This is a genomic window from Stenotrophomonas genospecies 5 (assembly GCF_054473825.1).
The window spans coordinates 1,353,680-1,379,362 of record NZ_JBTMUW010000001.1 but is presented as its reverse complement, the minus strand read 5'-3'; the positions used below and the strand labels follow the sequence as shown (position 1 = coordinate 1,379,362).

Sequence of the window (25,683 nt, the reverse complement as noted above, 5' to 3'; positions counted from 1 at the left end):
GTGATCGCCACCGTCACCGCATCGGGCATTTACCGCATCAGAAGCGGTAGCGTCCCTGAAGGTAGAAGGTGCGTGGCGCGGCCACCATGCGCCCGGCATTGCCGTCGACATTGCGGGTGTACCAGCGCTTGTCGGCCAGGTTGTTCACGCCGGCCGTGATCTCGCTGTCGCCCAGCCCCGGAACCTGCCAGGCCACCTGCGCATTCCACAGCCGCACCCCCGGCACGCGGCCCACACGTGCATCGGCGCTTTCCTGCCAGGTGTTGGCAGCGTCGGAGAACTGGCCGCTCTGGTGCGTGCTGGAGACATTGAAGGTCCAGGCCGACAGCGCATAGCGGGCGCCGATGCTGTCGGTGTCGCGCGAGTAGAAGGGCACGTCCTGGCCGCGGTTGTCACCGGACTGCTGGATCGCCTTGGTCCAGGTGTAGTTGGCGTACAGCTCCAGTCCGGCCAGCACGCTGTCTTCGGCGAAGCGGTATTCGAGTGCGCTTTCCACACCCTTGTGGTCGGTCGCACCGATGTTCTGGAAGGTGGGAGGAGTGATTCCCGGCACCTGCAGGATCTGGTTGTCGAAGCGCATCCTGAACACCGTGACCTCGGCGCGCAGTGCGCCGTCCTGCCAGCGGGCGCCCAGCTCGGTGGTCCTGGCCACCTCCGGATTCAGCGGATTGCTGGCGGTCTGCGAGTTCAGCTGGATGTTCTGCACCGGCCCGAACGAGGTGGTGTAGTTGCCGAACACGGTCAGCTGCGGGGTCAACAGGTAGGCGACGTTGAGCGAGGGCAGGGCTTTGTCGTTGCGGCTGCTGAAGGTGGTGCCGCCATCGGCCTGGCGGCGGTCCATGTCGATCCATTCCATGCGCACCCCCGGCGTGATCCGCCACTGGCCGATGGCGATGCGGTCGTCGAGATAGAAGGCGTGGGCGTCGGTGGCATTGTCGAAGCGGTTGATGGGGCTTGCGGCGCCGGTGCGGCGGGTCACCGTGTAGCTGCGGTCGTTGCCGCGCTCGCGCAGGAAGCGGTAGCCAGCGGTGACGTCGTGCACGCTTGCCCCCCAGTGCAGGCGCTGGGTGTAGCGCGGTTCGATGCCGAGCACGCGGTAGTCGCGCGGCTGCACGCTCACCTGGGTGTTGGCAGCGTTGATCAGCGAGCTGGCACGGGTGCTCTCGTTGTAATAGGCCAGTACCTCGAACTCGCTGGTGTCGGACAACGTGTGGGTGTAGCCCAGATCGATGCCCGTGCGGTGGCCCTTCCAGAAGTCATCGGGACGCGTGTTCTGGAACGGATCCGCCTCGTACTGCGCGCGGGTCAGGCCACCTGGCGTCAGCGAGCGGACGTCGTAGTAGGACAGCTTGGCACGCAGCGTCTGCTGGTCGTCGATGGCGTAGGCGAACTTCAGTGCCAGATCGTTGAAACGGTCGTCGCTGCCTTCGCGCCAGCCGCGACCGTCCTGGCCGGAATAGAGCAGGGCGACGCCCAGGCCGTTGTCGCTGGTGCCGCCGAGGAAGGTGTTGTACTGGGTGCTGTCGCCGCCGTCATGGTCATGGGCGTTGTAGCGGATCCCGACCTCGCCGTGCAGGCCGCTCTGCTGCGGAATGGCGCGGGTGCTGAAGTTGATGATGCCGCCCACGTTCTGCGGCCCGTAACGCACGGCTCCGCCGCCACGCACGACGTCGATCGATTCGATGTTGGACAGGCTGGCCGGCGCGAACGACAGCTGGGGCTGGCCGTAGGGTGCGACGGCCAGCGGCACGCCATCCAGCAGCACCGTCGAGCGGGGTGAGTAGCGGCCGGTGAGGCCGCGCACGCCGATGTTCAGCGACACCGAACTGCCGGCGGTGCCGGAGTTGTCGGTGACCTGCACGCCGGGGATGCGGCGCATGGCGTCGCCGATGCTGGTCGCGCCACTGGCCTCGATGCGCTGGCGATCGACCACCGTACGTGCCCCGGCGAAGCTCTTGACGCTGTCATGCAGGCCGGTGCCCAGCCAACTGCCGGAGACCTGGATGCTGTCGAGCGTGGTCGGGGCGTCCTGGGCGAGGGCCGAAGCAAGGGGCATCAGGCACAGGGCGAGGGCTGCCACCAAGGGCAGCTGGGCCGGTTTCGGGGTGCGGAGGGGCATCTGGACGGCACAGGGAAGGTGGTAAATGAGAATTATTGCTGATTCCATTCGTGAATGGAATCGAGGGCCGATGGCCTCTGGGGTCGGGTGGTAAAGTGAATGATTGCCTCCTGACTCACCGAGATCCGTCATGCCTGCAGCTGTCTTCTATCCCGTCGGAACCCCTGGCCAGCCGTGGGGAGCGGCGGAACGGGAGCAGTGGCGTGCGCGCCAGCAGCGCCTGCGCCGCTACGACGAGGAAGTACTGCCGCGCATCGAGGCACTGGCAGCGCGCTTCGACAAGGTGGCCTACGGCCAGCTCGACTACGCGGGAGAGACCTATACCCTGTTCGCCCTGCGCAGCCGCGACTGGAACCCGGCGCTGCCGGCGGCGCTGGTCACCGGCGGCGTGCACGGCTACGAAACCAGTGGCGTGATGGGTGCCCTGGAGTTCCTTGAAAAGCACGCGGCCGATTACGCGGGCAAGGCCAACCTGCTGGTGGCACCGTGCGTCAACCCGTGGGGCTTCGAGCGCATCAACCGCTGGAACTTCGACGCGATCGATCCGAACCGCAACTTCCGTGCCGGTGGTCCGGCCCGCGAATCAACCGCGCTGATCGAGCTGATCGAACCCCTCAAGGGCCAGTTCGTGCTGCACATCGATCTGCATGAGACCACCGACAGCGATGAAAGCGAGTTCCGCCCTGCGCTGGCGGCGCGCGACGGCAAGCCGTTCGAACCGGGCCTGATTCCTGATGGCTTCTACCTGGTGGACGACAGCGCCAATCCGCAGCCGGCGTTCCAGCAGGCCGTGATCGCGGCGGTGCAAAAGGTGACCCACATTGCACCGGCCGACGACAAGGGCGAGATCATCGGCTCTCCGGTGGTGGCCCATGGCGTGATCGAGTACCCGCTGGTGGAACTGGCCCTCTGTGCCGGCATCACCGGTGCGCCGTACACCACCACCACCGAAGTCTACCCGGACAGCCCGCGCGCCACGCCGCAGCAGTGCAACGACGCGCAGGTGGCCGCGGTCTGCTCCGCGCTGGACTACGCACTGGCGCATCGCTGAGGGGGAGTGCCGAGCCCATGCGCGGCTGCGGTTGCAACAACCTTGATACATCCCGGGCCGATACGGCCCGGCGCTACCGCAGCGCGTCGGCCCACCACAGTGCGGCCGGCCCGGGCGGTGTGTCGCGCCGCCATACCAGGTCGCTGTGGATGCGCCGCGGCCAACCGGGCAGGGCCAGTTCCACCAGGTGTCCGCGGTCGTAGCGCTGCACCAGCGCTCTCGGGAGTTCGGCCCAGCCGATGCCTTCCTCGGCCATTTCCATCACCATCAGGTAGTCCGATGCGGTCCAGGCCGGGCCGGCGACGGCACGCGCGTGATCGACCTGTGCGCTCAAGCGAATCTGCCGATGGCGGGCAAGCTGCGGTGCGGCGCGCGCACCGGCCGCGGCCAGTGCGTGTCCGTGCGCGACGTACACCGCCAGCTCGCTGTGATGGGCCAGGGGCTGTGCGATCACTGCATCCGGATAGCGCTCCTGGCGAGGCAGCAGGCCCAGTCCGGCGCGGCCGCTGCCGACCAGTTCCAGCACATCGTGCCCTTCAGCGTCGAGCCACTCCAGTTCGATTTCGGGAAAGGCTTCAGCGAAGCGCTGCAGCACCTGTTGCGCCGGGTCCAGCTGGTAAACATCGGAGAACACCACCGTCAGCCGGGGTTCGACAGGTGCAGCCAGGCGCACGCTCAGCTGCCGCAGGCGCGCATCGGCAGCCAGGATTTCCTGGGCATGGCCCAGCACCTGCCGCCCCGGGTCGGTAAGCTGCGGATAGCGCCCGCTGCGGTCGAACAGCGATACGCCCAGATCGGCTTCCAGATGGGCGATGGCGGTGCTGACCGTCGATTGCGTCTTGCGCAGGCGCCGCGCGGCAGCCGAGAAGGAGCCCAGTGCGGCAGCCTCGACGAACGCCTGCAGGGATTCAGGAGAGTAGGGCATCGATCCATCGCTCATATCGATGGATTCCATTTTTGATCCATCGTAAATGGCGATGATACTGGACGCCATCGCCCCTGTCAGCGGGCGCTGTGAATCCTGCTGGAGTTTTCCCATGACCCGTCGTGTTCCCGCCCCAGGCCCCCTGATTGCCTGGGCCTGCCTGACCGTGGCGATCGTCGCCGAAGTGGTCGGCACGTCCTTCATGGCCCATGCCGCCCGCGCCGGTGGCTGGACCGGCTACCTGGTGATGGCCGGGGCGCTGGCGTTGTCCTATTACTTCCTGGCGCTGTCGGTACGGCGCATCGCGGTCGGCGTTGCGTACGCGGTGTGGGAGGGGCTGGGGCTGACCCTGCTGACCCTGGTCGGCATTGCGGTGTTCGGCGAGAGCCTGTCGATGCAGCAGCTGGCCGGCCTGCTGCTGGCGGTGGCCGGCATTGTCTGCGTCACCCTTGGGGAGGCGCACTGATGAATGCAACGGCACTGTTCTTCGTGATCTGTTCCGCACTGATCGACGTCGCGGCAAACATGATGGTGGCCAAGTCTGAAGGCTTCCGCCGCTGGCAATGGGGTGTCGCTGCCGTCGTCATGGTCTGGATCGCCTTCGCGCTGCTGGGCCAGGCAGTACGCCACCTGGACCTGGCCACGGCCTATGCGCTGTGGGGTGCCATCGGCGTGATCGGCACCGCTGCCTGCGGGCGCCTGCTGTTCGGCAATCGCCTGCGGCCCATCGGCTGGATCGGCATTGCACTGGTGACGGGGGCGGTGCTTCTGCTCAGTACCGCATGAGCGGCGACGATTGCAGACCGGAGCGCGCTGTCCGACACTGCGGTTTTTCCGCAACGGAGTGCCGCCATGTTCAGCCACATCACCGTCGGTTCCAATGATCTTGCGGTCTCGCGCCGCTTCTACGACGCACTGTTCGCAGCCATCGGCGGCCGACCGGGCATGACCGATGAAGATGGAAAACTGGTCTACATCAAGGACGGGCGGATGTTCATCGTGACCCCGCCCATCGATGGCCAGCCGGCGTGCCACGCCAATGGCGGCACCATTGGTTTCGCGCTGGAGACTCCGCAGGCGGTGCACGCCTGGCAGGACGCAGGCATCGCCCACGGCGGCAGCGCCATCGAAGATCCACCGGGCGTACGCCACAAGGCCGGGCGGCAGCTGTACCTGGCCTACCTGCGCGATCCCGACGGCAACAAGTTGTGCGCCGTGCACGTGATGCACTGAACTTCGCGCCGCGCGCGTGATACCACGCGCGTGCTGTCCCTGTGCTGTCATCGCGCGGCAGCACTTCATCCTGCGTCCACCGCCGTTCAGCCAGAATCCGCCGGCTCACTCTTTGATCGACCGGAGAACGCCGCCCCGTGGAAGCCCTGGAGCCGCAACAATCCCCGGTGCGCACCCTGCGGCCTGTATTCGCCTTCGCGGCGATCATCGTCGTGGCGTTCGCGCTGTTCGTCAGCCTCTATCCGATCGGTGCCGGTCGCCTGCTGCTCAGCGCACAGGACTGGGCGGCACTCAACGTTGGCTGGTACTACCTGCTGGCGATGACCCTCTATCTGGTGTTCGTGGTCGGCGTAGCGCTGTCCAAGTATGGTGGCATCAAGCTCGGCGCCGACCATGACGAGCCGGAGTTCAGCTATCTCTCCTGGGCGGGCATGCTGTTCGCCGCGGGCATCAGCATCACCCTGTTCTTCTTCTGTGTCTCCGAGCCGCTGACCCATTACCTGCAGCCGCCGCAGGGCGATCCCGCCGCAGGCGAGGCCGGCGCGCGCCAGGCCATGCAGCTGCTGTTCCTGCACTGGGGCCTGCATGGCTGGGGCGTGTTCGCGCTGGCGGCAATGGCCATGGCCTACTTCGCCTATCGCCACAACCTGCCGTTGGCGCTGCGCTCGGCGCTGTATCCGCTGATCGGCAAGCGCATCAACGGCCCGATCGGCTACACCGTGGATGCGCTGGGCATCGTCGCCACCGTGTTCGGCATCGGCGCCGACATGGGCTTCGGTGTCCTGCACCTCAACGCCGGGTTGTCGCACCTGTTCGACATCCCGCACTCGAACTTCGTGCAGATCGCCCTGGTCGCCAGCATGATGGGGGCGGCGGTGGCCGTGGCAGTGTCCGGCGTGGAGAAGGGGGTCCGCTGGATGGCCAACATCAACATGCTGCTGGCGATCGCGCTGGTGCTGTTCATGCTGTTCGCCGGGCCCACCCAATACCTGTTCGGCACGTTGATGCAGAACCTGGGCGACTATCTGGGCAGCGTGGTCGGCAAGAGCTTTGACGTGTACGCCTATGGCGGACGGCCGGCATGGCTGGGCGGCTGGACGGTGTTCTACTGGGCCTGGTGGATCGGCTGGGCGCCGTTTGTCGGCCTGTTCATCGCCCGCATCTCGCGCGGACGTACCATCCGCGAATTCGTGTTCGGCGTGCTGCTGATTCCGCTCGGCTTCACCCTGGCCTGGCTGTCGATCTTCGGCAACAGCGCGCTGGACCAGGTGCTGCACCATGGCCAGCAGCAGCTGGCACAGCTGGCCGTGGATGACCCACCGACCGTGCTGTACGCATTGCTTGATGGTTATCCGTGGAGCCGCACGGTGATCGCGGTGACCGTGCTGGTCAGCTTCATCTTTTTCGTGACATCGGCCGATTCGGGCGCGGTGGTGCTGTCCACGCTGTCGTCGCACGGCGGCGCTCCGGAAGACGATGGCCCGCGCTGGCTGCGCGTGTTCTGGGGCACGGTGATCGCCGTGCTCACCGCAGGCCTGCTGCTGGCGGGCAGCATCGATGCGTTGAAGTCGGCGGTGGTGCTGGCGTCACTGCCATTCTCGGCGGTGCTGCTGCTGATGATGTGGGGCCTCACCCGAGCCTTCAGTGACGAATCGCACCGCAAGCGCGCGCTGCAGTACCGGCCATCGCCGCTGATCGGCGACGATCGCCACCACCAAGGCTGGCGCCAGCGCCTGAGCCAGGCGATGCACTTCCCGGTGCGCGACCAGGTCTACCGCTTCATGGATGACACGGTGAAACCGGCGATGGAAGCCGTGGCCGAGCAGCTGCGCGGGCAGGGCTGGGATGTGCATACCCGCATCGAAGCCGGCGACATGGAACTTTCGGTCAACCATGGCGAGCAGCAGGACTTCCTGTATCGGGTGATCCTCCGCGGCTACCTGACGCCGTCGTTCGCCGCCCAGCAGCTGCGCAACCAGCGCTACTACCGCGCCGAAGTGCATCTGTTCGAAGGCAGCCAGGATTACGACCTGGTCGGATACAGCCGCAAGCAGATCATCAACGACATCATCAGCCAGTACGAGCGGCACCTGCAGTTCCTGCACCTGAGCCGGTGATGCACGACCGCTGCGATGGGCGCGGACCGTTGGTCCGCACACTCCGTGGAGCCGAGCCCACGCTCGGCTCCATCAAGCCGGTAGAGCAGCCGAGCATGGGCTCGGCGCTACATGAGCAGTTTCCGCATCAGAACCGGTAGCGTGCCCCCACCGTGACGAACTGGCCGCGCAGGTTGTACTGGCTGATGTCGAAGCCGTTGGAGCCGCCCGCGGGGTCGAACGGCGGGTCCCGGTCGGTCAGGTTCAACACGGACAGCGAAAGCGTGGTGTTGGCCAGGCCCTCGTACGCCACGTACAGGTCCAGCTGGTGATAGGGCTTGACGCGATCGCGCAGGCCCGGGTTGCTGGTGGCCGTCGCGACCCGCTGGTCGTAGCCGCTGACATATTGCAGGCTCAGCGTGCTGTTCCAGTCGCCCACCGCCCAGTTCAGTGACGTGGTGCCACGGGTGCGCGGCAGCGCGCCGTGGCGGTTGTTGCCCGCGCCGTCATAGGGCGCCTGACCGGCTACCAGGGGCTGCTTGAAGCTGAGCAGATGGGTCCAGCTGCCGGCGAGGGTGAGGTTGCCCCAGCCGTCGGTGCGGAAGGTGCGGCTGGCCTCCAGGTCGAGACCGGACGTGGTCAGCTCCCCCTGGTTGGCATACTGGTTGGTGATGAACTGGATGCGGCCCTGCGCATCGCGCTGGACCCGGCCCGGAAACAGGGCGGGATTGTCGACGATGAACTGTGCGCTGTCGGGCTTGACCAGGTTGTCCTGCTCGATGCGGTACCAGTCCAGGCCGATGCTGCTGTCAGCGTCCGGCGACCACACCGCGCCAACGTTGAGATTGCGCGAGCGTTCGGCCTTCAGGTCGGGATTGCCGGTGCGGATGTTGGTGACACCGCGGCTGCCACCGGGCTGCAACGGGTCGAGCGGGTCGATCACCGATCCGTAGCTGACCGTCTGCCCGGGTGCGATTTCCGGCAGCGAGGGAGCGCGGAAACCGCGCGAGAACGAACCGCGCAGCAGCAGGCTGTCCAGCGGCTGCCAGCGCAGCGCGAACTTCGGCGAGAACGCCTTGCCGAAGTCGTCGTAGCGGTCGCCGCGTCCGGCGACCTGCAGTTCCAATGTGCGATGCAACGGTACGCTGAACTCGGCGTAGGCGGCGCTGACCTGCCGCTCGCCATCGACCACGTTGATCGCGGGCCGCAGCTCCGTTCCGGACAGCACCTGCGCACTGGTCCGTGCATCCAGCGATTCCTTGCGGAACTCCGTGCCCCAGGCGAAGCCGACCGCGCCGGCCGGCAGCTCCCACAGCGACGTCGATGCCTTGAGGTTCAGAGAGTGCAGCTGGTACCAGCCCGGGCGCTTGGTCTGCAGGCGCAGCGCGTCAAGCGCGGCCGGCGTGCTGGCCGGGTCGAGGAAGTTGTAGCTGCCATCGCGCAGGATCTGCTCGAATGCGTAGCGGTTGATGAAGTTGTCCACGTACTCGCGCTGCTCGCTCTGCGAGGTCAGCGCGGCGACCTCCCAGTCCCAGCGCTCGCCCTGGCCACGCACGCCGGCCAATGCACGGTAGAACACCTGCGTGTTGTCCTTCAGGCGCGGGCCGAGATCGAAGAACGTGTACTCGAAGGGCAGGGGAGCGCTGCCCGGGTTGTTCGGATGCCCGACCGGCAGCACTGCCGGAATGTCGAGCAGGGTGCCGGTGGCGGGGTTGTAGGCGCGCAGGCCCGGGCCGACGGTCAGTGGCGCGCTGAAGATCTGGTCGGCCTTGTTGTGGCTGTAGAGCACGTCGGCGAAGGCTTCGACGTTGTCACTGAAGCGGTAGGTCGCGCTCAGCGAGGCCTGCAGGCGTTCGGCACCGGGCTGCAGGGTCTTGAATGGCTGCGCATTGAACGCGCAGGCCTGGCCGGGCAGGCTGCTGCCGAAGTCGCTGTAGGGCCGCAGCTGGCTGCCCTCGGGGCAGGGCGAGAATGGCTGCGGCGCGCGCGGGTTCGCCAGCCAGTTGCCACCGGCAGTGGACCAGCCGGCCAGGCGACCACCGGGCTTGTCGCGGAAATCGCCGCTGCGGGTATAGGCGCGCTGGTCGGCGTCGAGCCGATCGCGCTTGAGCACGTCCAGCCCGAACAGCACGTTCCAGCCCTGCTGTTCGAGGTCACCGAAACCGGCCAGCAGATTGGCCTTGCGTTCGTCGAGGCCGCCCTGGGTGGCCGTACCGAAGCCGCCGCCCACTTCCACGCCCTGGAAGTTCCTGCGCAGGATGATGTTGATGACACCGGCGATGGCATCGGAGCCATACACCGCCGAGGCGCCGTCCTTCAGTACTTCAATGCGTTCGACCGCGCTGATCGGCAGCGCATTGAGATCGACGAAGGTGTCCTGGGTATTGAGGGCGAAACCGAAGTTGGCCACGCGATAGCCGTTGACCAGCACCAGGGTGTTCTTCGGCGACAGCCCGCGCAGGCCGATCGACGCCGAGCCCGCCGCGAAGCTGCCGGTGTACTGCTCGTCGAAGCTGTTGCCGGCATTGGCCGACAGGTTGCGCAGCACATCGGTCAACGTGCTGCGACCGGTCTGTTCGATCTGTTCACGGCTGACGATCTGCACCGGGTTGGGGCCGGCGGTGTCGCTGCGCTTGATGTTGGATCCGGTCACCAGCACGGTGCCGAGCGTGGTGCTGTCCTTGCCGGTATCGGTGGTTTCAGCAGCGCCGGCAGCGCCGGCGGTAAGTCCCAGCGCGATGGCGCCGGCAAGCAGGTTCAGGGTGGTGCGGTACATGGAAGCGACAACGCCGGACAGAAGAGGAGCCGCCAGTACCGCATGCGCTCGCCTGCGCCTTCCAATGACGAAAGCGCATTCAGTTATACATCACAGGTTCTTAACGAGTGACTGGCCTTGTTATCGACCGGTGCTGCGCGTTCCTCTCAGGGGTCAGATCCCTTTCCAACGGAAAGGGATCTGACCCCGGTTGGCCGACCGTCAAGGCCGCAAGAGCACCTTGCCGTTGCGGCCGGAACCTGCGCCGGCCTTGACCGCCGCGGCGACATCATCGAGTGCGAACACCTGTTCCACCGGCAGCGTCAGTTCGCCGCCGGCTGCACGCTGCAGCAGTTCGCCCACCAGCCGTCGCTTGTCGTCCACCGCCATCGCCTGGCTGACCTTGCTGCCCCAGAAGCCTTTCACGGTGGCTTCCTTGTAGATCAGGCCTCCGGCGGGGATGCGCATGGGCTCGCCGCTCATCACGCCGAAGGACACCAGCGTGCCGTGGTGGCCGAGCAGGTCGACCAGGTCACCGCTGGCGTCGCCGCCGATGGAATCCACGGCGGCCGCCGCCTGCGCTTCACCGGTCACTGCACGCACGCGGTCCTTCCAGCCGTCCACCGAGGTATCGAATACATGATCGATGCCGAGCGCCTGCAGCTGCGCGACTGCATCGGCGTTGCGCACCAGGTTGGCCACATGGACACCACGTGCCCGCGCCAGCATCGCCAGCGACTTGCCGACCGCGCCATTGGCGGTGTTCTGCACGATCCATTGGCCTGGCTCGACATGCAGGAATTCCAGCAGCATCAGCGCACTGAGCGGCATGGCAATCAGCTGCGCAGCGGTCTCGTCGGGGATCGATTCGGGCATCGGAATCACCATCCGTGCCGGCGCGATGAATGCTTCGGCCCAGGTGCCGTGCACCGAGGCGGCAGCGACACGCTGACCGACCCGAAGGCCTTCGACGCCGTCGCCAACCGCGTCGACCACGCCCAGTGCCTCGCTGCCACCGATCGCCGGCAGCGTCGGCTTGTAGCCATACAGGCCGCGCACGGTCAGCAGATCGTGGTTGTGGATGGAGGCGAGCACGGTACGGATGCGCACCTCGCCAGGACCAGGTTCAGGCAGGGCGGCCTCGGCGACGGCAAGGACGTCGGACGGGTCGCCGAAGGAGGAGTACTGGGCAGCGCGCATGGGGGATGTTCCGCGGAAAGTGGAGGTTGTATCGAAGTGGGGATGCGTGCGGCGTCGACAAGGCGGCGCAGACGCAACACGGCATCCTGCGACGGTTCGTCGCGGAGGGCGCTATTTACTGCATCTTGTGTTGACGATATCCATCATCCCCACTATGTTGGGGCCGTCACTCCCGGTCAGCCGCCGCCGCCGGACGATGCAAGACACGTCCCGCGGCCCGCCCCTGAAGGCTTGCCGTGTCGACGCGGCCGCCCTCGTGCGGACTCAGGTCGCCCCCACGGCCCGGATACCGGCCGCAGGCGCAGGCACTTGCCGACGATCTGGTGTTCCCGCGCTTTGGCATCCCACCCAATCGCCCCGTGCGCCGGTATCGCGTGCAGGGCCGCCATGGCATCGGCGCAATCGTGCGTGCGAGCCTGGAGACGCAGGACCATGACTGAATACACCTACCGCGCGGCCGATCCGGCCGGCGCCGGCGACGCCCTGCGCGCCGGTGGCGAGCGCGTGCCGACCTGGATCACCAAGGAGGCCGGCAACCGACGCCTGCCGTTCGACGCCGGGCGCCTGCAGCGCAGCATCGACGCCATCCATGCCGAGTTCCCGCAGCTGGACGTAGCCGACTACCGCCGCGTGGTACAGGCGATGGTTGAGCGCAAGCCCAGCATCAGTGCCGACGACCTGGTGGACCTGCTGATCCGCGAGGCGGAATCCCGTGTGGACCTGGTCGCGCCGGACTGGGAGCGGTTCGCCGCCCGCATCTACCTGCGCCGCCTCTACAAGCGCGCCAGCCGCAACCGCTTCTACGATGTCAGCCTGAAGTACGGCTCGTACGTAGGCCTGCAGGAGAGCCTGGCCGACCGTGGCGTCTACAGCAATGACATCCTGCGCTGCTACTCCAAGGAGGAGCTGCAGCAGGCCGGAGAGATGATCGATCCCGACCGCGACCGTCTGTTCGCGTACAACGGCCTGTACCTGCTGGCGACGCGCTACCTGGCCAGCGACCGCAGCCGCGAGGTGTACGAGTTGCCGCAGGAGCGCTGGCTGACCATCGCCCTGTACCTGATGCAGGAGGAGAAGCCGCGTGAGCGGCGGATGCAGCTGGTCGGCGAGGCCTACTGGGCGCTGTCGAACCTGTACATGACGGTGGCCACGCCGACGCTGGCCAACGCCGGCAAGGTCGGTGGACAGCTGTCCAGCTGCTTCATCGATACAGTGGACGACAGCCTGCAGGGCATCTATGACTCCAATACGGACATTGCCCGGGTTTCCAAGCACGGCGGGGGTGTCGGCGCCTACCTGGGCTACGTGCGCAGCAGCGGTGCACCGATCCGGGGTGTGCCCAACTCGTCCGGCGGCGTAGTGCCCTGGATCAAGCAGCTCAACAACACCGCGGTATCGGTCGATCAGCTCGGCCAGCGCAAAGGCGCGGTGGCGGTATACCTGGACATCTGGCACCGCGACATCGAGGCCTTCCTCGATCTGCGCCTGAACAACGGCGACCAGCGCCTGCGCGCGCATGATGTGTTCACGTCGGTCTGCGTCCCCGATCTGTTCATGGAGGCGGTCGAGCGTCGGGCCGACTGGTACCTGTTCGACCCGCATGAGGTAAAGCAGGCCAAGGGCTGGTACCTGCAGGACTTCTACGATGAGACGCGCGGTGCGGGCAGCTTCCGCGACCGCTACGCGGAGCTGGTGGCCGACGAGCGCATCAGCCGGCGCACCGTGCGCGCGATCGATCTGTTCAAGCGCATCATGCTCAGCCAGCTGGAGACCGGCAATCCATTCCTGTTCTACCGCGATGAAGTCAATCGCAGGAACCCGAACAAGCATGCGGGCATGGTCTATTCCAGCAACCTGTGCACGGAGATCCTGCAGAACATGAGCCCGACGCGGATGATCCAGGAGATCGTCAGCGGCGACCAGATCGTCACCACCCGCCGCGCCGGCGATTTCGTGGTGTGCAACCTGTCCTCGATCAATCTCGGACGGGCGGTCACCGCGCCGGACGATCTGCTGGCGAAGGACGTGCTGGAACGGTTGATCCCGATCCAGGTGCGCATGCTGGACAACGTGATCGATCTCAATGCCTTGCCGGTGCCGCAGGCCACGATCACCAACCGCAAGTACCGGGCCATCGGCCTGGGCACGTTCGGCTGGCATCACCTGCTGGCGCAGCAGGCGATCCCGTGGGAATCGCCGGAGGCCGAGGCGCTGGCCGACCGCCTGTACGAACGCATCAACTTCCTGACCATCCAGGCCAGTGCCGAACTGGCGAAAGAGAAGGGCCAGTATCCGATGTTCGCCGGCAGCGACTGGCACACCGGCCGCTACTTCAGCGACCGCGATTACCGTGATGCGGCCTGGCAGGGCCTGGCGCGTGAGGTGGCCCGCCATGGTCTGCGCAATGGCTGGCTGCTGGCGGTCGCGCCGAACATGAGCACCGCCCAGATCGCCGGTTCCACGGCCTCGATCGATCCCATCTACAGCGCGTTCTACTACGAGGAGAAGAAGGACTTCCGGCGACCGGTCGCAGCCCCCGGGCTGTCGCTGGAAACCTGGCCTTACTACGAGAAGGGTGCCTACAAGGTGGACCAGTTCGCCAGCGTCCGGCAGAACGCCCGGCGCCAGCGCCATGTGGACCAGTCGATCAGCTTCAACCTGTATGTGCCCAGCACCATCCGTGCGAGCACGTTGCTGGAGCTGCACCTGAGCGCATGGCGCGCGGGACTGAAGACCACCTACTACGTGCGCTCCAACGACATCGACATCAGCGAATGCGAGTGGTGTTCAAGCTGATCGCTGCGCCCCAGCCGCGGTAGCGCCGGGCCATGCCCGGCGAGCGCACCGCGCGGCCACTCTACATTCCGCCGGGCATGGCCCGGCGCTACCTCTGCAGGAACGATCATGGCAACGCCGCTTGACCGCATCAAGATCCTTGAACCACGCCATCCCAACCGCAGCACCGGCATCATCAACGGCCGCACCAGCGGCATACTGAACTGGAACGACATTCCGTACCCCTCGTTCTATCGGGCGTACAAGGAACTGTCGACCAACTTCTGGATCCCCGACGAAGTGGACATGAAGCTGGACGCACGCCAGTACGGTGAACTGTCCGGACGCGAGAAGAACGCCTACGACTCGATCATCGGCCTGCTGGCCACGCTCGATTCGCCGCAGACCCGGTTCATCTACAACGTCGCCGAGTACATCACCGATCCGGCCGCGCATGCCAATGCGGCGATCATCGGCCAGCAGGAAGTGATACATAACGAAAGCTACAGCTATGTGCTGGCGTCGATCACCGATCTGCCCAACCAGAACCGGGTGTTCGAACTGGCCCGCACGCATCCGACCATCATCAGCCGCAACGCGCCGATCATGCAGGCGTACGACGACTTCATGCGCGACAAGACCGCCGAGACGCTGCTGAGGTCGCTGATCCAGTCGTCGATCCTGGAGGGCATCAACTTCTATTCCGGCTTCGCCTATTTCTACAACCTGGTGCGGCAGAACCGCATGACCGGCACCGGCAAGATCATCAGCTTCATCAACCGCGACGAGCTGGCCCATACCAAGTTCATCAGCGAGGTGATCCGCGCCATCGTCGGCGAGAATCCGGAACTGCAGACCAACGAGCTGACGGCTTACGTACACAGCGCCTTCGAGCATGCCATCACGCTGGAGACGCAATGGTCGTCGGAAGTGCTGGATGGCATCGACGGCATCGATGTGGACGAGATGGTGCGCTACGTGAAGTACCGCGCCAACAAGATGGCCGGCATGCTGGGTATCGAGCGGCTGTACAGCGATACGACCGACAATGTGATGCCGTGGATCAAGGCCTACGCCGACAACTTCACCGAAACCAAGACCGACTTCTTCGAGATGCGCAATGCAAGTTACAAGAAGACCAACGTCGACAACGGCTTCGACGATCTCTGAGCGGGGGCCGGCGCTGGGCATCCTGATCGTGGTCGCCTCGCTCAGTGGCAATACCCGGGAGCTGGGACGGCAGATCGCCGAGCGGTGTCGCGCGGCGGGTCACGCGGTGCATTGGCAGGAGGCCGACGACCTGCGCCAGCCGGCTCCGCTGGCGGCCGATGAAGCCGACCTCGTGCTGCTGGGCAGCTGGACCGACAACGCCGGGCGCACACCGGCGGAGATGAAGGCATGGGTGGCCGGCATTGCCGGGCTGGGTCAGCGGCCGCGACAGGTAGCCGTGTTCGGCACCGGTGAGACACAGTGGGGCCAGGAGTACTATTGCGGCGCCGTGCACCGCCTGATGCGCTACTTCCACAGCAGCTACCCGCCGCTGGAGATTGAACAGATGCCGCACGGCGAGCGCCACGCCGCCGCCATCGACGCCTGGACCGACGCGGTCCTGGCCCATTACCGGAGTACCACCGATGCAGATCATCGACGCCACCACGCCTGAGCAGCTCCAGCAGCTGTTGGCCGAACATCCCCGGGTCCTGGTGGATTTCCACAAGGACCAGTGCCCGGGCTGCCGGATGCTGGAGATGTCCCTGCAGCGTGTCGCCAGCAGCGGCGCGGGGCAGGGCATGACCCTGCTGCGGGTGCAGCTGGAAGTGCTGGGTGAAACCTTCTTCAGGGAGCTGGGGCTGCGGCAGACACCAACGCTTGCGCTGTTCCGTGACGGCAACGAACGCATCCGCCTGGCCGGATTCCAGTCGCCACAGCAGATCGAGGCTGCCATCGCCCTGCATCTGTAGAGCGGGGCCACGCTCGACAGCGCTGCACGCGTGCGTCGAGCATGGCCCGGTGGCGGCCCTCGGCCGTCAGGCGGCGGCAAAGGTGTCGACCAGCAGCTTCACATTCAATGCCACGATCACCAGCGCGATCAACCAGGCGATCGTACCCAGCCACCGCGGCGCCACCAGTGCGCCCATGGTCACCTTGTCGGTCACGATCCGCACCAGGGGAATGATCGCGAACGGCAGCTGCATCGACAGCACCACCTGGCTCAGCACCAGCAGCTTCACCGCGCCCTGGTCGCCGAACAGCACGATCACCACCACCACTGGAATGATCGCCAGCGCCCGGGTCAGCAGCCGCCGCAGCCAGGGCGGCAGGCGAAGGCGCAGGAAGCCCTCCATCACGATCTGCCCGGCCAGCGTCGCGGTCACCGTGGAATTCAGGCCCGATGCCAGCAGTGCCACCGCGAACAGCGTCGCCGCGGCGCCCACGCCCAGCATCGGTGCCAGCAGCTGATGCGCCTGCTCGATGTCTTCCACGTCGAAGCGACCGTTGGCATGGAATACGGCCGCGGCCAGGATCAGGATGCTGGCATTGATGAACAGTGCCAGCGTCAGGGCCAGCGTGCTGTCGGTCACCGCCCAGCGCAGCGCGCTGCGGCGACCCTCGTCGGTACGCGGATACGCTCGGGTCTGCACGATGGACGAGTGGAGGTACAGGTTGTGCGGCATGACCGTGGCGCCGATGACGCCGATCGCGATGTACAGGGCGTGCGGATCGGTGACCACCTGTGCGCGTGGAATGAAGCCGCCAAGCACCGCCATGACAGGCGGCGCGGCCATCGCGATCTGGACCACGAAGCAGGCGAAGATCACCATCAGCAGCGCGATGACGAAGGCCTCCAGCGCGCGGAAGCCGCGGTTCATCAGCAGCAGCACCAGCAGCGTGTCCAGCGCGGTGATCACTGCACCCCACAGCAGCGGCAGGTCGAAGAGCAGCTTCAGTGCGATGGCGGTGCCGATTACCTCGGCCAGGTCGCAGGCGATGATGGCTGCCTCGCACAGCGCCCACAGGGCCAGGTTGACCGGCTTCGGGTAGCGCGCGCGACAGGCCTGGGCCAGGTCCAGCCCGGTGGCGATACCCAGCCGCGCCGAGAGCGCCTGCAGGATCACCGCCATCAGATTGGACACGAGGATGACCGACAGCAGCAGGTAGCCGAAGCGTGAGCCGCCGGCCAGGTCGGTGGCCCAGTTGCCAGGGTCCATGTAGCCGACCGAGATCATGTAGCCCGGGCCGAGGAACGCCAGCAGGCGGAACCACCAGTGGCCCTTGTCGGGTACCGCCACCGAGGCATTGAGCGCACCCAGGCTGGCCGGGGCAGGGGCCGAAGGGTCATCGGGCGCCAGGGTGTTCATGCGCGTAATATAGCCCCTGCTATATCCAATAGCAATGTGAAACAATCGTCTTTATCGCGTCACTGGTCCAGAATTCAGGTTCATTCCCGGACGACTTCGGCAGGACAGGCGCACGCGTGGGCAAGAGCGACGATTCGACATCGCCAAAGAATCCCCCCTTGATCGAGGCCGAGCGCCAGGTCGAGAGCTTCCGGCAGGTGCGCGAGGCGCACCGGATGGAACTGGTGGAGGACTATGTCGAGCTGATCTCGGACCTGCTGGCCGATGGCGGCGAGGCCCGCCAGGTCGACATCGCCACCCGCCTGGGGGTGGCGCAGCCGACGGTGGCGAAGATGCTGCGGCGGCTGGCCCGCGACGGCTGGGTCGTGCAGCGGCCCTATCGTGGTGTCTTCCTGACCGCCGAGGGCGAGGCGCTGGCCCATGCCAGTCGCCAGCGGCACCAGACGGTGGAGCGCTTCCTGTTGGCGCTGGGCGTGGATGCCGATACCGCCCGGCGCGATGCCGAAGGCATCGAGCATCATGTCAGCGAGCAGACGCTGGCGCTGTTCGAAGCATTCGTGCGCAAGGCCGAGGGCGGGTAGGGCCGGTGCCCGCGATCTGAAGGGTGGCGGTAGCGCCGGGCCATGCCCGGCGGCTGCATGCGCTCGGAAGGAGGGGTAGCGCCGGGCCATGCCCGGCGGCCGTGGAAGGAGCCGCAGATCACTCAAGCGGCGGGCAGCGCGCCTGTTCCTGTGCGCATGCCCCTGCCTGCCACAGCTTCAGCACAGGCTGCAGACCCTCATAGCGCCGCCCATGCCACCCCTTCGCCAGCACGCGACCTTCCGCGTCGATCAGCACCAGATTGGGCGGCGCGGGGCCGGCCAGGGCCTGCAGCACCGGCATGCGCGCGGCCCTGCGCGGGTCCAGCACCGGCCACGGCATGTCCTGGCGGCGCATGTAGCGGCGCAGCGCGGCCTCGCTCTCATCCTGGCTGACGTACACCACCTCGGTGTCCGCACCGGCCTCGCGCAGTGCGTCACGCACGCTGCGCAGGGTCGGCACGAAGGCATGGCAGGGCGCGCACCAGTCCGCACCGAAGTACAGCGCGATCAATCGCGGCGGCGGCGACCACTGCATCGGGCGCAGCGATCGCGCCTCTGGTCGCATCAGCGACGCCGAGACCTGCGCGTGCAGATTCTCTGCCGCGACCGGCGCGGCCAGCAGCGCGCTGCCGGCGCACAGCAGAACGCGCAGTGCTTCAGAACGCATAGCGCAGGCTGACATACCACGAGCGCGCGAAGCGGGGCCCGTAGACGTAGTCGCTGTCGCGCAGCGCGCCGGCTTCAAGATCCTTCTGCCGCTGATCGAACACGTTCTTGACTCCGGCTGCCACGGACACCTCCTGTTCGGCGCCCACCCCCAGGTGGCGATGCCAGCGGGCACCCAGGTCGGTCACCCAGAAGGCACGGGTGCGATGCAGTTCACCCAGCCGGTTGTTCAGCACCGGCATTGAACCGGTGTGGCGCAGCGCGATGAAGGTCTCCCACGGTTCCGAAGGCAACCAGCCGAGCTGGGCCAGCCCGGTCCAGCGAGGGGTCTTGAGGTAGTCGCGGCTGTTGATCACGGTGTCGCCGCCCTCGCCGGTGTCATCGAAGATGCGCTGGGGTTCGCGGAAGCGCGAGCGGTACCACGATGCGCCCGCGGTAAGACGCCATTGCGGCGAGGGTTGCCAGCCCAGATTGGCTTCCATGCCCAGTACGTCCGAGCCCGAGGCGTTGTAGCGCAGCTGGCCGAGCTGGCCGTCGGCGCCGCGCAGGATCTCGCCCAGCGCAAAGGTGTCACGGATGCGCGCGTAGGAGGCGGTGGCGTCCCACGTCCACACCGGCTCGGCCGGATCCGAACGCCAGTCGAAGCCGAGCAGGGTGGTCAGCGCACGTTCCTCCCTCAGGCCCTCGGCATTGCGCACGCGCACCTGCTCGCCACCGAGCGTGTCCACATGCACATCCTCGACGAAGATTTCCGGTGCGCGGAATCCGCTGGCAATGCCCGCCCGCCACTTCACGTTCTCCGTGGCCTGCCAGGCCAAGGCGACACGCGGTGAGAGCACCGCGTTGTCCAGTTCGGAACTCTTGTCCACGCGCGCGCCGATCACCAGGTCGATGTCCTCGCGCAGGCTCCATTCGTCCTGCACGAAGGCGCCCAGGTTGTGGAAGCTGGCGTCCTCCAGCACGGCCAGGCGCTGGCCGTCACCGGTCCGGTTGTCGTCGCGCAGGCGCTCGTGCTTGTACTGCACGCCGAACGCCAGGGCATGCGCGCCCAGCCGCCAGTTCAACTGGCTGTCGAGGTAATGCAGCGGATTGTGCGTGCGTCCGTATTGCCGCCAGGAGCGCGAGGCGGCGCTGCCGGCCACGGTGGGGTCCAGCTCGGAGGGATCGTATCCGGCTGCCGACGGGTCGGTGACCACATCGCCGAGACCGCCATAGAAGCTGTCGCGATCGATGTCGGCGAAGGCATAGGCGAGGCGGAAGTCGATGTCCGGGCTTACTTCCTGGTCCCAGGACACGCTGCCACGCCGGTACGTGGTGTCGAGCGATTCTGCGATGTTGGCCAGATACTCCGGCTGGTCAAGGCGGTTGCCGCCGCGCCGGCTTTCATCGGTGACCTGCACGTCCACGCGCAGCCGTGTTCCCGGTGTGGGCGCATACCACGCCTGCAGTCCACCGACCTTGAGATCCTTGCGCGTGATCTCGGTGTAGTCATCACCGTTGTAGTCGATGCCCCTGTTCCAGTTGCGCTGGGCGATCACCGACAGCCCGGCATCGACCTGCGCGGCAACCAGATCCAGCCGGACATCTGCATTCTTCTGCGGCGTGCCACGCAGCACATCCACGCCGGCCTGCACATGGCCACCACTGCGCGAGGGCAGCGGCGGAACCAGGTTGATCACGCCGGCCACCGCGCCGGGTCCATACAGCGCCGAGCCACCGCCCTTGACCACTTCGATGCGATCGACGAAGCCGGCGGGAATCTGCTCCAGGCCGTAGACGCTGCCCAGCGTGGACAGCAGCGGGATGCCGTCGAACAGCAGCTGGTTGTAGGCACCCGGCAGGCCCAGCAGCTGCACTTCGCTGGTGTTGCAGTTCTGGCAGTTGCTTTCCACGCGCAGGCCATTGATCAGTTCGACCGCACGGGAGAAATCGGTGGCCGCACGCAGCGCGATGTCCTCCCTGCGCAGCACTTCGGTACGGATCGGCACATCGGCAAGCAGGCGCTCGCTGCGCGTGGCGGTACTGACCTTGACCTGCACCCGGTCCAGCTGCGTGGGCGAGGGCGTGCCGGCTAGTACCGGGGTCGACAGGGCAAAGAAGATGGCGGTGGCCAGCGGAAGGTGGCACGGCGGCACGGCGTGGGGCATGGAGGCGTCGTCCTTGGGGAAGAGAGCGGCGAGGGCGACCTGGCTGGTGTACATGAAAGCAAATGCTCATAGATATAGCAATTGCTATATCAAGCGCGACGCTGCTTTCGTGGGCACGGCGCAGGGCGCCTCATCAGGAACGACGGTGTTATAACATTACAATAGACGACGTCACCCCTGCCGGATGTCATATCCGGCAGGGGTGTTCAGGCGCGGGTTCCGGGCGGGACGCCGGGTGTTACCAGGCGGCGCGCAGGCCGACCTGTGCACCGTGGTTGCGATAGCCGCTGTCGCCGCGCTGCACGCGCAGGTCGCCCCAGGCACTCCAGCGTTGCCCCAGCTGCAGCTGCGCGCCCGCCTGCATTTCGTAGCGGCTGTCGGGCGTCTTCGCGCTCAACAGCTCTTCGTTGAAGCGCATCGAGGGATCTCGCTGGCCGCGCAGCCAGTTGACCGCCAGGAAGGGTTGTACGCGATTGCCGCGCAGGGTGCTCTGTCCAAACAGACGCACACCCAGCCGACTGTTCAGCCCGATGCTGCGGCCATCCTCGACCCGTGTTCCGTTGTCTTCAACCAGGCTGTCACTGTCGTAGTCGGTCCAGGTCAGCTGTGCCTGCGGCTGCAGGTACAGAGTGCTGGCCTCGCGGGTGCGGATCGCCCAGGCGTAGCCGAGCTCCAGCGACGCGCTGCGGACGTCCGCATCGTAGGTTTCCGCCGCAATGCCCTCGCCCTGCACATCATTGTCGAAGCGGGCAGCCTGCACCCAGCCGTCCACGTACAGACCGCCGCTGCTCTGTGCATCCTGTACCCAGCCCAGATACACGCCTGCCGATTTGCCCTTGATCCTGCCGCGGGTGCCATAGCCGGACAGCATGGAGACTGCGCGGGTGGTGGCGTCGCCGGTGCCGAGCATCACGCCCACCTGGCCGCGCCCGTCGCTCCAGCGCCACAGATCGCTGCCCAGCTGCAGGACGTTGAGATGCGTGCGAGCATCGACCTGGCCGGCAATGCTGGCCTGGATCTGATCGCGGCCACCACGCACCCAGGTTCCCGGGCGCGCGCGGTCGAAGCCGGGCTCGCCGCGATCGTGACGACGTACCTGGAACATCTGCTCGGCTGCGATCTGGTTGGCCAGATAGGCGCCGGGCTCCGGGCGCAGCACGGGTTCGGGATCGGGGTCAGGATCGGGAGGAGGAATCACCGGATCCTCCGGATCGCACTCCGGCAGGGAAGGATTGATATCGCATGGATTGCCCGTGTAGGCCGAGGTCAGGTACCAGTTGCCGTTGGCCGTCGTGGCCGAGCCTTTGTGCAGGAAGTACTCGTACATGCCGCCGATGGCGCGGCCCTGCAGCGCGAAGCTGCCGTTGCTGGCGCCATCGACCTGGACCAGCAGGATGCCGTCGACCGTCTGCGCGCCAGCGCCCGCGATGTTGTTGACAATGACGTTGGTGGCGCCGCTGGTGGCGCCGGTCACATGCAGGCGCGAACTGGCGGCGGCGTCGCCGGCCAGCACGGTGTTGAAATGGAGGGTGCCGCCGTTGCCGGTGTAATCGCCATTGACGGTCAACTGCGGATACGCCGCCTGACCCTCCGCGCCGAGCAGGATGTGGCTGCCCGCGCCGAGGGTGAGGTTGCCGGTGCTGCTGTCGCCGGACAGCGTCCAGCGTCCGCCCTGGTCGACGATCACCTCAGCCGGGCCGGTGATCTGTCCGGTCAGCACCAGCCCATCGAGGAAGCGCAGGGTCGTGCTGGCGGTATCGGCGATGACGAAGTTGCCGTTGAGGGTGGACGTGCGGGCGGTGAAATCGAGTGCCAGATCGGGGTCGACTTCCACCAGATTGCCGTTGCCACCGATGAGCGTTGCGCCGTTCTGGACGGTGAGGCGCGCCAGATCGGGAGCACGGCCATTCTCGATTCTCACCTTGACGGCGGGACCGGTGGTGCCCTCCACGCGTGATCCATCCACCAGTACACGCCAGTCCGCAGGGTCCGCATAGGGGGGTTGGCTCAGTCTGGAATTTCCCAGTAGCAGGCCGATGTCGCTGCCGATGGCGGCGGAGCCATCACGCAGCTCGATCGAGCCGGCCAGGCTGCGCATGCCGATGGCTCCGGAGAAGGTCGAGCGCTCGGCAACGATGGTGCCGCCCCCACTGGCCTGAGCACCAATGCGGACACCCGACACCTTGCTGTCGATGAACTGGGCGAGGCTGAGAGGCTGCGGGGTGGCGGTAATCAGCGCGCCGGTTGAAAAGCCGAAGCCGCTGGCATTCGTGTTGACGATCTCCGACCTGAGGAAGCGGCCCTGCGAGTTGGTCATCGATGCTCCCGCTCCCGACGCATTGCTGGTAATGGTCGTGTCCGTCGCATTGACGACGCCCCCCTCGCTGGCACCCACGCGACCCACTCTGACGCCATTGAGGTTCAATGTTCCCTCGACGGAAAAATCTCGGCCCTCATAAGGGCTTCCCGGGTCCACCGTCAGCGTGGTGCCGGCCGGGACAAAAACTGACTGGGCATGACCTGTCTGCGGCACGCCGACGCAGGCCGCCAGGGCCAGCGCAAGCGGAGCGGCCTGCGCGGGCAGGGCGCGTGAAGCGGATCTCATCGTGTACATGGTTTCTCTCCAGAACGTTGGATGGGCCCGTCCCCACAGGCCGGAGGCGGCACTCTGCGGGGCGACGGCCCGAAGAGCCATGCAATTCGTCTGAAACACTGCAACGTTTTCCATCCAGCTGCAGCCCGCATTGGCCTATTCAGCTGCGGAATTCGTGGGTGCTGGATAGTCCTCGCGAAGTGAAAACGGCATGAAGCGCCCGTCAGGCTCATGCGAGAACACTTTCACCGATCTAAATCGTGATGTGAGTCACGCAATCGCCCCGGCGGCACCGGCAGACATGCTGCGGCGCAACATCGCAGCGCGGTGGCGCATGGCCACCTGTGCGATCAGCCGCGGCGGAAGGCGGCCGGGGTGCGGGCGCCGACGATGATCATGCGGATCATCGTGGAGATCTGTTCGACCAGTTCCGGATCTTTCTCCGGCGGCAGGTCCATCGCGGTGGCGCCCATCGCGAACACCAGGCGGGTGATCGCCTTGGCCACCAGTTCCGGTGCATGCAGCACCGCGCCGTCGAGGGCCGCCAGGCGCACCAGGTCGTGCTGCAGCTCTTCCTCGAAGTAATGCAGCTCGCGCTCGACAGCGTGCTTGAAGTCATCCGAGCCGACCGCACCTTCGCGCAGCAGGACGTGCAGCAGCTTGTCGTCTGCGCGCAGCTGCTCCATGAAGGTCTCCACTGATACCCGCACCACGCTGGTGGCGGAGGAGGTCGCGCGCTGCCGCGCCTCGCCGATGATGGTGCGCAGCGAGCGGCCGGCCACATCGATGAGGGCCACGGCAAGTTCGTCCATGTCGCGGAACTGCCGGTAGAAGCTGTTCGGCGCGATGCCTGCCTCACGCGCGACCTCGCGCAGACTGAGGGTGGACAGGCTGCGGTGCGGGCCGATCAGCTTCAGGGCCGCGGCCAGCAGATCCTCGCGGCTCACCGTACGGCGGGCCGGGCTCTGCGCATCTTCGGGTATCGACAGGACGGTGGCAGCGGCCATGAGGGCTCCGGTGGGGCAAGGCTGAATCATACCCAATCCGGTTCAATATACACGTGTATACACAGGTGTATGTGCGCCCGTATAGTGGCTGCCATGAGCGCTGTCGTCCGTCCGTCCCCGTTTTCCCTGCACCGCTGGCTGTCGCCCACGCTGTTCGATTTCTGGGCCGGCCAGATCAATCCGTTGTGGACGCTGCGCGAGCCCTTGGCACGCCTGGTCCGACGCGAACCAGCGGGCGAGGGCGCGGCCACCCTGATCCTGCGCTGCAACCGGCACTGGGCCGGCATGCGCGCCGGCCAGCACGTCACCCTCGGCGTCGAGCTTGAGGGGCGGGTATGGCAGCGCAGCTACAGCCCGACCCGGCTGAGTGGCCGCGAACTGGCCATTACCGTCAAAGCCGTGGACGGGGGGCGGGTCAGCCAGCACCTGGTGAACCAGGCGCGGCCCGGTGACCTGTTCCGCATCGATGCCGCCTTCGGTGACTTCCATATGCCGGCCGCCGCGCCGGTGTTGCTGCTGGCGGCGGGCAGCGGCATCACGCCGATGCGCAGCCTGCTGCGCGAGGCCTGCCAGCGACCGCTGGGCGCGCCGGTGGACCTGTTCTACTGGGAACGCACAGCGGCCGCCATCCAGTTCCGTGACGAACTGCATACGCTGGCGGCAGCGACGCCGGGCCTGCGCGTGCACCTGCTGACCACCCGCGAGGGCGAGGTGCCGGCCGCGCGCATCGATACCCACGCCCTGCAGATTCCCGGCGATGACACGCCGCTGGCACAGCGCCATGTACTGGCCTGTGGCCCGGACGGCTTCGTTGCCGCCGCGCGCCGCCGCCTTGCGCATCAGGTGGCCGGTTTCCAGGCGGAAGCCTTCACGCCGCCCGCGCCGCTGCTGGATGCCGACGGCGAAGGCGAGGTGTCGCTGACCCTGGCACGCAGTGGGCGCCAGCTGCGCGTGCCGCGCGGCCGCTCCCTGCTGGAGAGCCTGGAAGCGCAGGGCATCAAGCCCCGGCACGGCTGCCGCATGGGCATCTGCAACAGCTGCAGCTGTGAACGCGTCAGTGGCGCTACCCGCCATCTGCGCACCGGCGATACGCATTCCGAAGCGGCGCAGCCCGTACGGATCTGCGTGAGTGCGCCGACCACCGACCTGACCCTGGATCTCTGAGGAACCGTTGCC

The 25,683-nt window shown here is 66.6% G+C and carries 20 protein-coding genes; 11 read left to right on the top strand and 9 right to left on the bottom strand.

Annotated elements, in window-relative coordinates; genetic code table 11:
- Positions 1-37: 37 nt before the first annotated feature.
- On the bottom strand, positions 38-2,119 hold the full coding sequence (locus tag ACX9OW_RS06355; protein ID WP_459062083.1) for a TonB-dependent receptor family protein: 2,082 nt from the start codon (positions 2,117-2,119) through the stop codon (positions 38-40).
- Positions 2,120-2,249: 130 nt separating this feature from the next.
- Between ACX9OW_RS06355 and ACX9OW_RS06350 the strand changes: the two genes are divergently transcribed.
- Positions 2,250-3,170, top strand: a complete 921-nt coding sequence (locus ACX9OW_RS06350) for a M14 family metallocarboxypeptidase (protein ID WP_368866007.1) — start codon at positions 2,250-2,252, stop codon at positions 3,168-3,170.
- 73 nt (positions 3,171-3,243) lie between these two features.
- On the opposite strand, the gene ACX9OW_RS06345 is transcribed toward ACX9OW_RS06350, so the two are convergent.
- Positions 3,244-4,095 carry a LysR family transcriptional regulator gene (locus ACX9OW_RS06345; protein ID WP_193395903.1) on the bottom strand — a complete coding sequence of 284 codons (852 nt, stop codon included), beginning with the start codon at positions 4,093-4,095 and terminating at the stop codon, positions 3,244-3,246.
- Positions 4,096-4,207: 112 nt separating this feature from the next.
- Here ACX9OW_RS06345 and ACX9OW_RS06340 point away from each other — a divergent pair, with 112 nt between their 5' ends.
- From ACX9OW_RS06340 to betT, 4 genes are all read left to right on the top strand, one after another.
- Entirely contained in the window at positions 4,208-4,561 is a 354-nt protein-coding gene (locus tag ACX9OW_RS06340) for an SMR family transporter (protein WP_053517832.1), read from the top strand.
- Positions 4,561-4,881: a DMT family transporter gene (locus tag ACX9OW_RS06335; protein WP_459062082.1), complete on the top strand. Its 321-nt coding sequence runs from the start codon at positions 4,561-4,563 to the stop codon at positions 4,879-4,881. Before ACX9OW_RS06340 ends, ACX9OW_RS06335 begins: the two co-directional genes overlap by 1 nt.
- Before the next feature lie 66 nt (positions 4,882-4,947).
- Positions 4,948-5,328: a VOC family protein gene (locus ACX9OW_RS06330; protein ID WP_368866006.1), complete on the top strand. Its 381-nt coding sequence runs from the start codon at positions 4,948-4,950 to the stop codon at positions 5,326-5,328.
- A gap of 137 nt (positions 5,329-5,465) precedes the next feature.
- Positions 5,466-7,445, top strand: a complete 1,980-nt coding sequence (betT, locus tag ACX9OW_RS06325) for a choline BCCT transporter BetT (RefSeq protein WP_053517828.1) — start codon at positions 5,466-5,468, stop codon at positions 7,443-7,445.
- 127 nt (positions 7,446-7,572) lie between these two features.
- On the opposite strand, the gene ACX9OW_RS06320 is transcribed toward betT, so the two are convergent.
- Positions 7,573-10,200, bottom strand: a complete 2,628-nt coding sequence (locus ACX9OW_RS06320; protein WP_459062081.1) for a TonB-dependent receptor — start codon at positions 10,198-10,200, stop codon at positions 7,573-7,575.
- Positions 10,201-10,401: 201 nt separating this feature from the next.
- Positions 10,402-11,379, bottom strand: coding sequence for a zinc-binding dehydrogenase (locus ACX9OW_RS06315; RefSeq protein WP_053517825.1), 978 nt, complete (start codon positions 11,377-11,379; stop codon positions 10,402-10,404).
- 432 nt (positions 11,380-11,811) lie between these two features.
- Here ACX9OW_RS06315 and ACX9OW_RS06310 point away from each other — a divergent pair, with 432 nt between their 5' ends.
- The 4 genes from ACX9OW_RS06310 (at position 11,812) to ACX9OW_RS06295 (ending at position 16,115) form a co-directional block, all read left to right on the top strand.
- Positions 11,812-14,175 (top strand): ribonucleoside-diphosphate reductase subunit alpha, encoded by a 2,364-nt coding sequence (locus ACX9OW_RS06310; RefSeq protein ID WP_346475102.1) that lies wholly within the window; start codon positions 11,812-11,814, stop codon positions 14,173-14,175.
- Between the two features lie 105 nt (positions 14,176-14,280).
- Complete coding sequence (locus tag ACX9OW_RS06305) at positions 14,281-15,324, top strand: ribonucleotide-diphosphate reductase subunit beta (RefSeq protein ID WP_262218324.1); 1,044 nt, start codon at positions 14,281-14,283, stop codon at positions 15,322-15,324.
- Between the two features lie 13 nt (positions 15,325-15,337).
- Positions 15,338-15,817, top strand: a complete 480-nt coding sequence (locus tag ACX9OW_RS06300; RefSeq protein WP_197571186.1) for a flavodoxin — start codon at positions 15,338-15,340, stop codon at positions 15,815-15,817.
- Complete coding sequence (locus tag ACX9OW_RS06295; protein WP_053517820.1) at positions 15,789-16,115, top strand: thioredoxin family protein; 327 nt, start codon at positions 15,789-15,791, stop codon at positions 16,113-16,115. Before ACX9OW_RS06300 ends, ACX9OW_RS06295 begins: the two co-directional genes overlap by 29 nt.
- A gap of 66 nt (positions 16,116-16,181) precedes the next feature.
- Here ACX9OW_RS06295 and ACX9OW_RS06290 read toward each other — a convergent pair whose 3' ends face one another.
- Positions 16,182-17,513 (bottom strand): Nramp family divalent metal transporter, encoded by a 1,332-nt coding sequence (locus tag ACX9OW_RS06290; RefSeq protein ID WP_459062080.1) that lies wholly within the window; start codon positions 17,511-17,513, stop codon positions 16,182-16,184.
- Between the two features lie 116 nt (positions 17,514-17,629).
- On the opposite strand from ACX9OW_RS06290, the gene mntR reads away from it, so the two are divergent.
- Positions 17,630-18,094, top strand: a complete 465-nt coding sequence (gene mntR, locus ACX9OW_RS06285; RefSeq protein WP_053517818.1) for a manganese-binding transcriptional regulator MntR — start codon at positions 17,630-17,632, stop codon at positions 18,092-18,094.
- Positions 18,095-18,212: 118 nt separating this feature from the next.
- Here the strand turns inward: mntR and ACX9OW_RS06280 are convergent, their stop codons facing one another.
- The 4 genes from ACX9OW_RS06280 to fabR form a co-directional block, all read right to left on the bottom strand.
- The gene (locus tag ACX9OW_RS06280) at positions 18,213-18,761 is read right to left on the bottom strand and encodes a thioredoxin-like domain-containing protein (RefSeq protein WP_164152555.1); all 549 of its coding nucleotides are present in this window, start codon (positions 18,759-18,761) and stop codon (positions 18,213-18,215) included.
- A complete protein-coding gene (locus tag ACX9OW_RS06275) occupies positions 18,751-20,907 on the bottom strand; it encodes a TonB-dependent receptor plug domain-containing protein (protein WP_164152557.1) in 2,157 nt (718 codons plus the stop codon). Before ACX9OW_RS06275 ends, ACX9OW_RS06280 begins: the two co-directional genes overlap by 11 nt.
- Positions 20,908-21,145: 238 nt before the next feature.
- Positions 21,146-23,521 carry an autotransporter family protein gene (locus tag ACX9OW_RS06270; RefSeq protein WP_459062079.1) on the bottom strand — a complete coding sequence of 792 codons (2,376 nt, stop codon included), beginning with the start codon at positions 23,519-23,521 and terminating at the stop codon, positions 21,146-21,148.
- Positions 23,522-23,850: 329 nt separating this feature from the next.
- Entirely contained in the window at positions 23,851-24,507 is a 657-nt protein-coding gene (fabR, locus tag ACX9OW_RS06265; protein ID WP_053517811.1) for an HTH-type transcriptional repressor FabR, read from the bottom strand.
- A 93-nt stretch (positions 24,508-24,600) separates the two neighbouring features.
- Here fabR and ACX9OW_RS06260 point away from each other — a divergent pair, with 93 nt between their 5' ends.
- A complete protein-coding gene (locus ACX9OW_RS06260) occupies positions 24,601-25,671 on the top strand; it encodes a ferredoxin reductase (RefSeq protein WP_459062078.1) in 1,071 nt (356 codons plus the stop codon).
- Positions 25,672-25,683: the final 12 nt, after the last annotated feature.

What these genes read in the sequence shown, in the direction of transcription:
- ACX9OW_RS06260 (WP_459062078.1), top strand. Translation starts at nt 24,601, where the DNA reads ATGAGCGCTGTCGTCCGTCCGTCCCCGTTTTCCCTGCACCGCTGGCTG.
- ACX9OW_RS06320 (WP_459062081.1), bottom strand. Translation starts at nt 10,200, where the DNA reads ATGTACCGCACCACCCTGAACCTGCTTGCCGGCGCCATCGCGCTGGGA.
- ACX9OW_RS06310 (WP_346475102.1), top strand. Translation starts at nt 11,812, where the DNA reads ATGACTGAATACACCTACCGCGCGGCCGATCCGGCCGGCGCCGGCGAC.
- ACX9OW_RS06315 (WP_053517825.1), bottom strand. Translation starts at nt 11,379, where the DNA reads ATGCGCGCTGCCCAGTACTCCTCCTTCGGCGACCCGTCCGACGTCCTT.
- ACX9OW_RS06345 (WP_193395903.1), bottom strand. Translation starts at nt 4,095, where the DNA reads ATGCCCTACTCTCCTGAATCCCTGCAGGCGTTCGTCGAGGCTGCCGCA.
- ACX9OW_RS06270 (WP_459062079.1), bottom strand. Translation starts at nt 23,521, where the DNA reads ATGTACACGATGAGATCCGCTTCACGCGCCCTGCCCGCGCAGGCCGCT.
- ACX9OW_RS06335 (WP_459062082.1), top strand. Translation starts at nt 4,561, where the DNA reads ATGAATGCAACGGCACTGTTCTTCGTGATCTGTTCCGCACTGATCGAC.
- ACX9OW_RS06340 (WP_053517832.1), top strand. Translation starts at nt 4,208, where the DNA reads ATGACCCGTCGTGTTCCCGCCCCAGGCCCCCTGATTGCCTGGGCCTGC.
- ACX9OW_RS06280 (WP_164152555.1), bottom strand. Translation starts at nt 18,761, where the DNA reads ATGCGTTCTGAAGCACTGCGCGTTCTGCTGTGCGCCGGCAGCGCGCTG.
- ACX9OW_RS06355 (WP_459062083.1), bottom strand. Translation starts at nt 2,119, where the DNA reads ATGCCCCTCCGCACCCCGAAACCGGCCCAGCTGCCCTTGGTGGCAGCC.
- ACX9OW_RS06350 (WP_368866007.1), top strand. Translation starts at nt 2,250, where the DNA reads ATGCCTGCAGCTGTCTTCTATCCCGTCGGAACCCCTGGCCAGCCGTGG.
- ACX9OW_RS06275 (WP_164152557.1), bottom strand. Translation starts at nt 20,907, where the DNA reads ATGCCCCACGCCGTGCCGCCGTGCCACCTTCCGCTGGCCACCGCCATC.
- ACX9OW_RS06295 (WP_053517820.1), top strand. Translation starts at nt 15,789, where the DNA reads ATGCAGATCATCGACGCCACCACGCCTGAGCAGCTCCAGCAGCTGTTG.
- ACX9OW_RS06290 (WP_459062080.1), bottom strand. Translation starts at nt 17,513, where the DNA reads ATGAACACCCTGGCGCCCGATGACCCTTCGGCCCCTGCCCCGGCCAGC.
- fabR (WP_053517811.1), bottom strand. Translation starts at nt 24,507, where the DNA reads ATGGCCGCTGCCACCGTCCTGTCGATACCCGAAGATGCGCAGAGCCCG.
- ACX9OW_RS06330 (WP_368866006.1), top strand. Translation starts at nt 4,948, where the DNA reads ATGTTCAGCCACATCACCGTCGGTTCCAATGATCTTGCGGTCTCGCGC.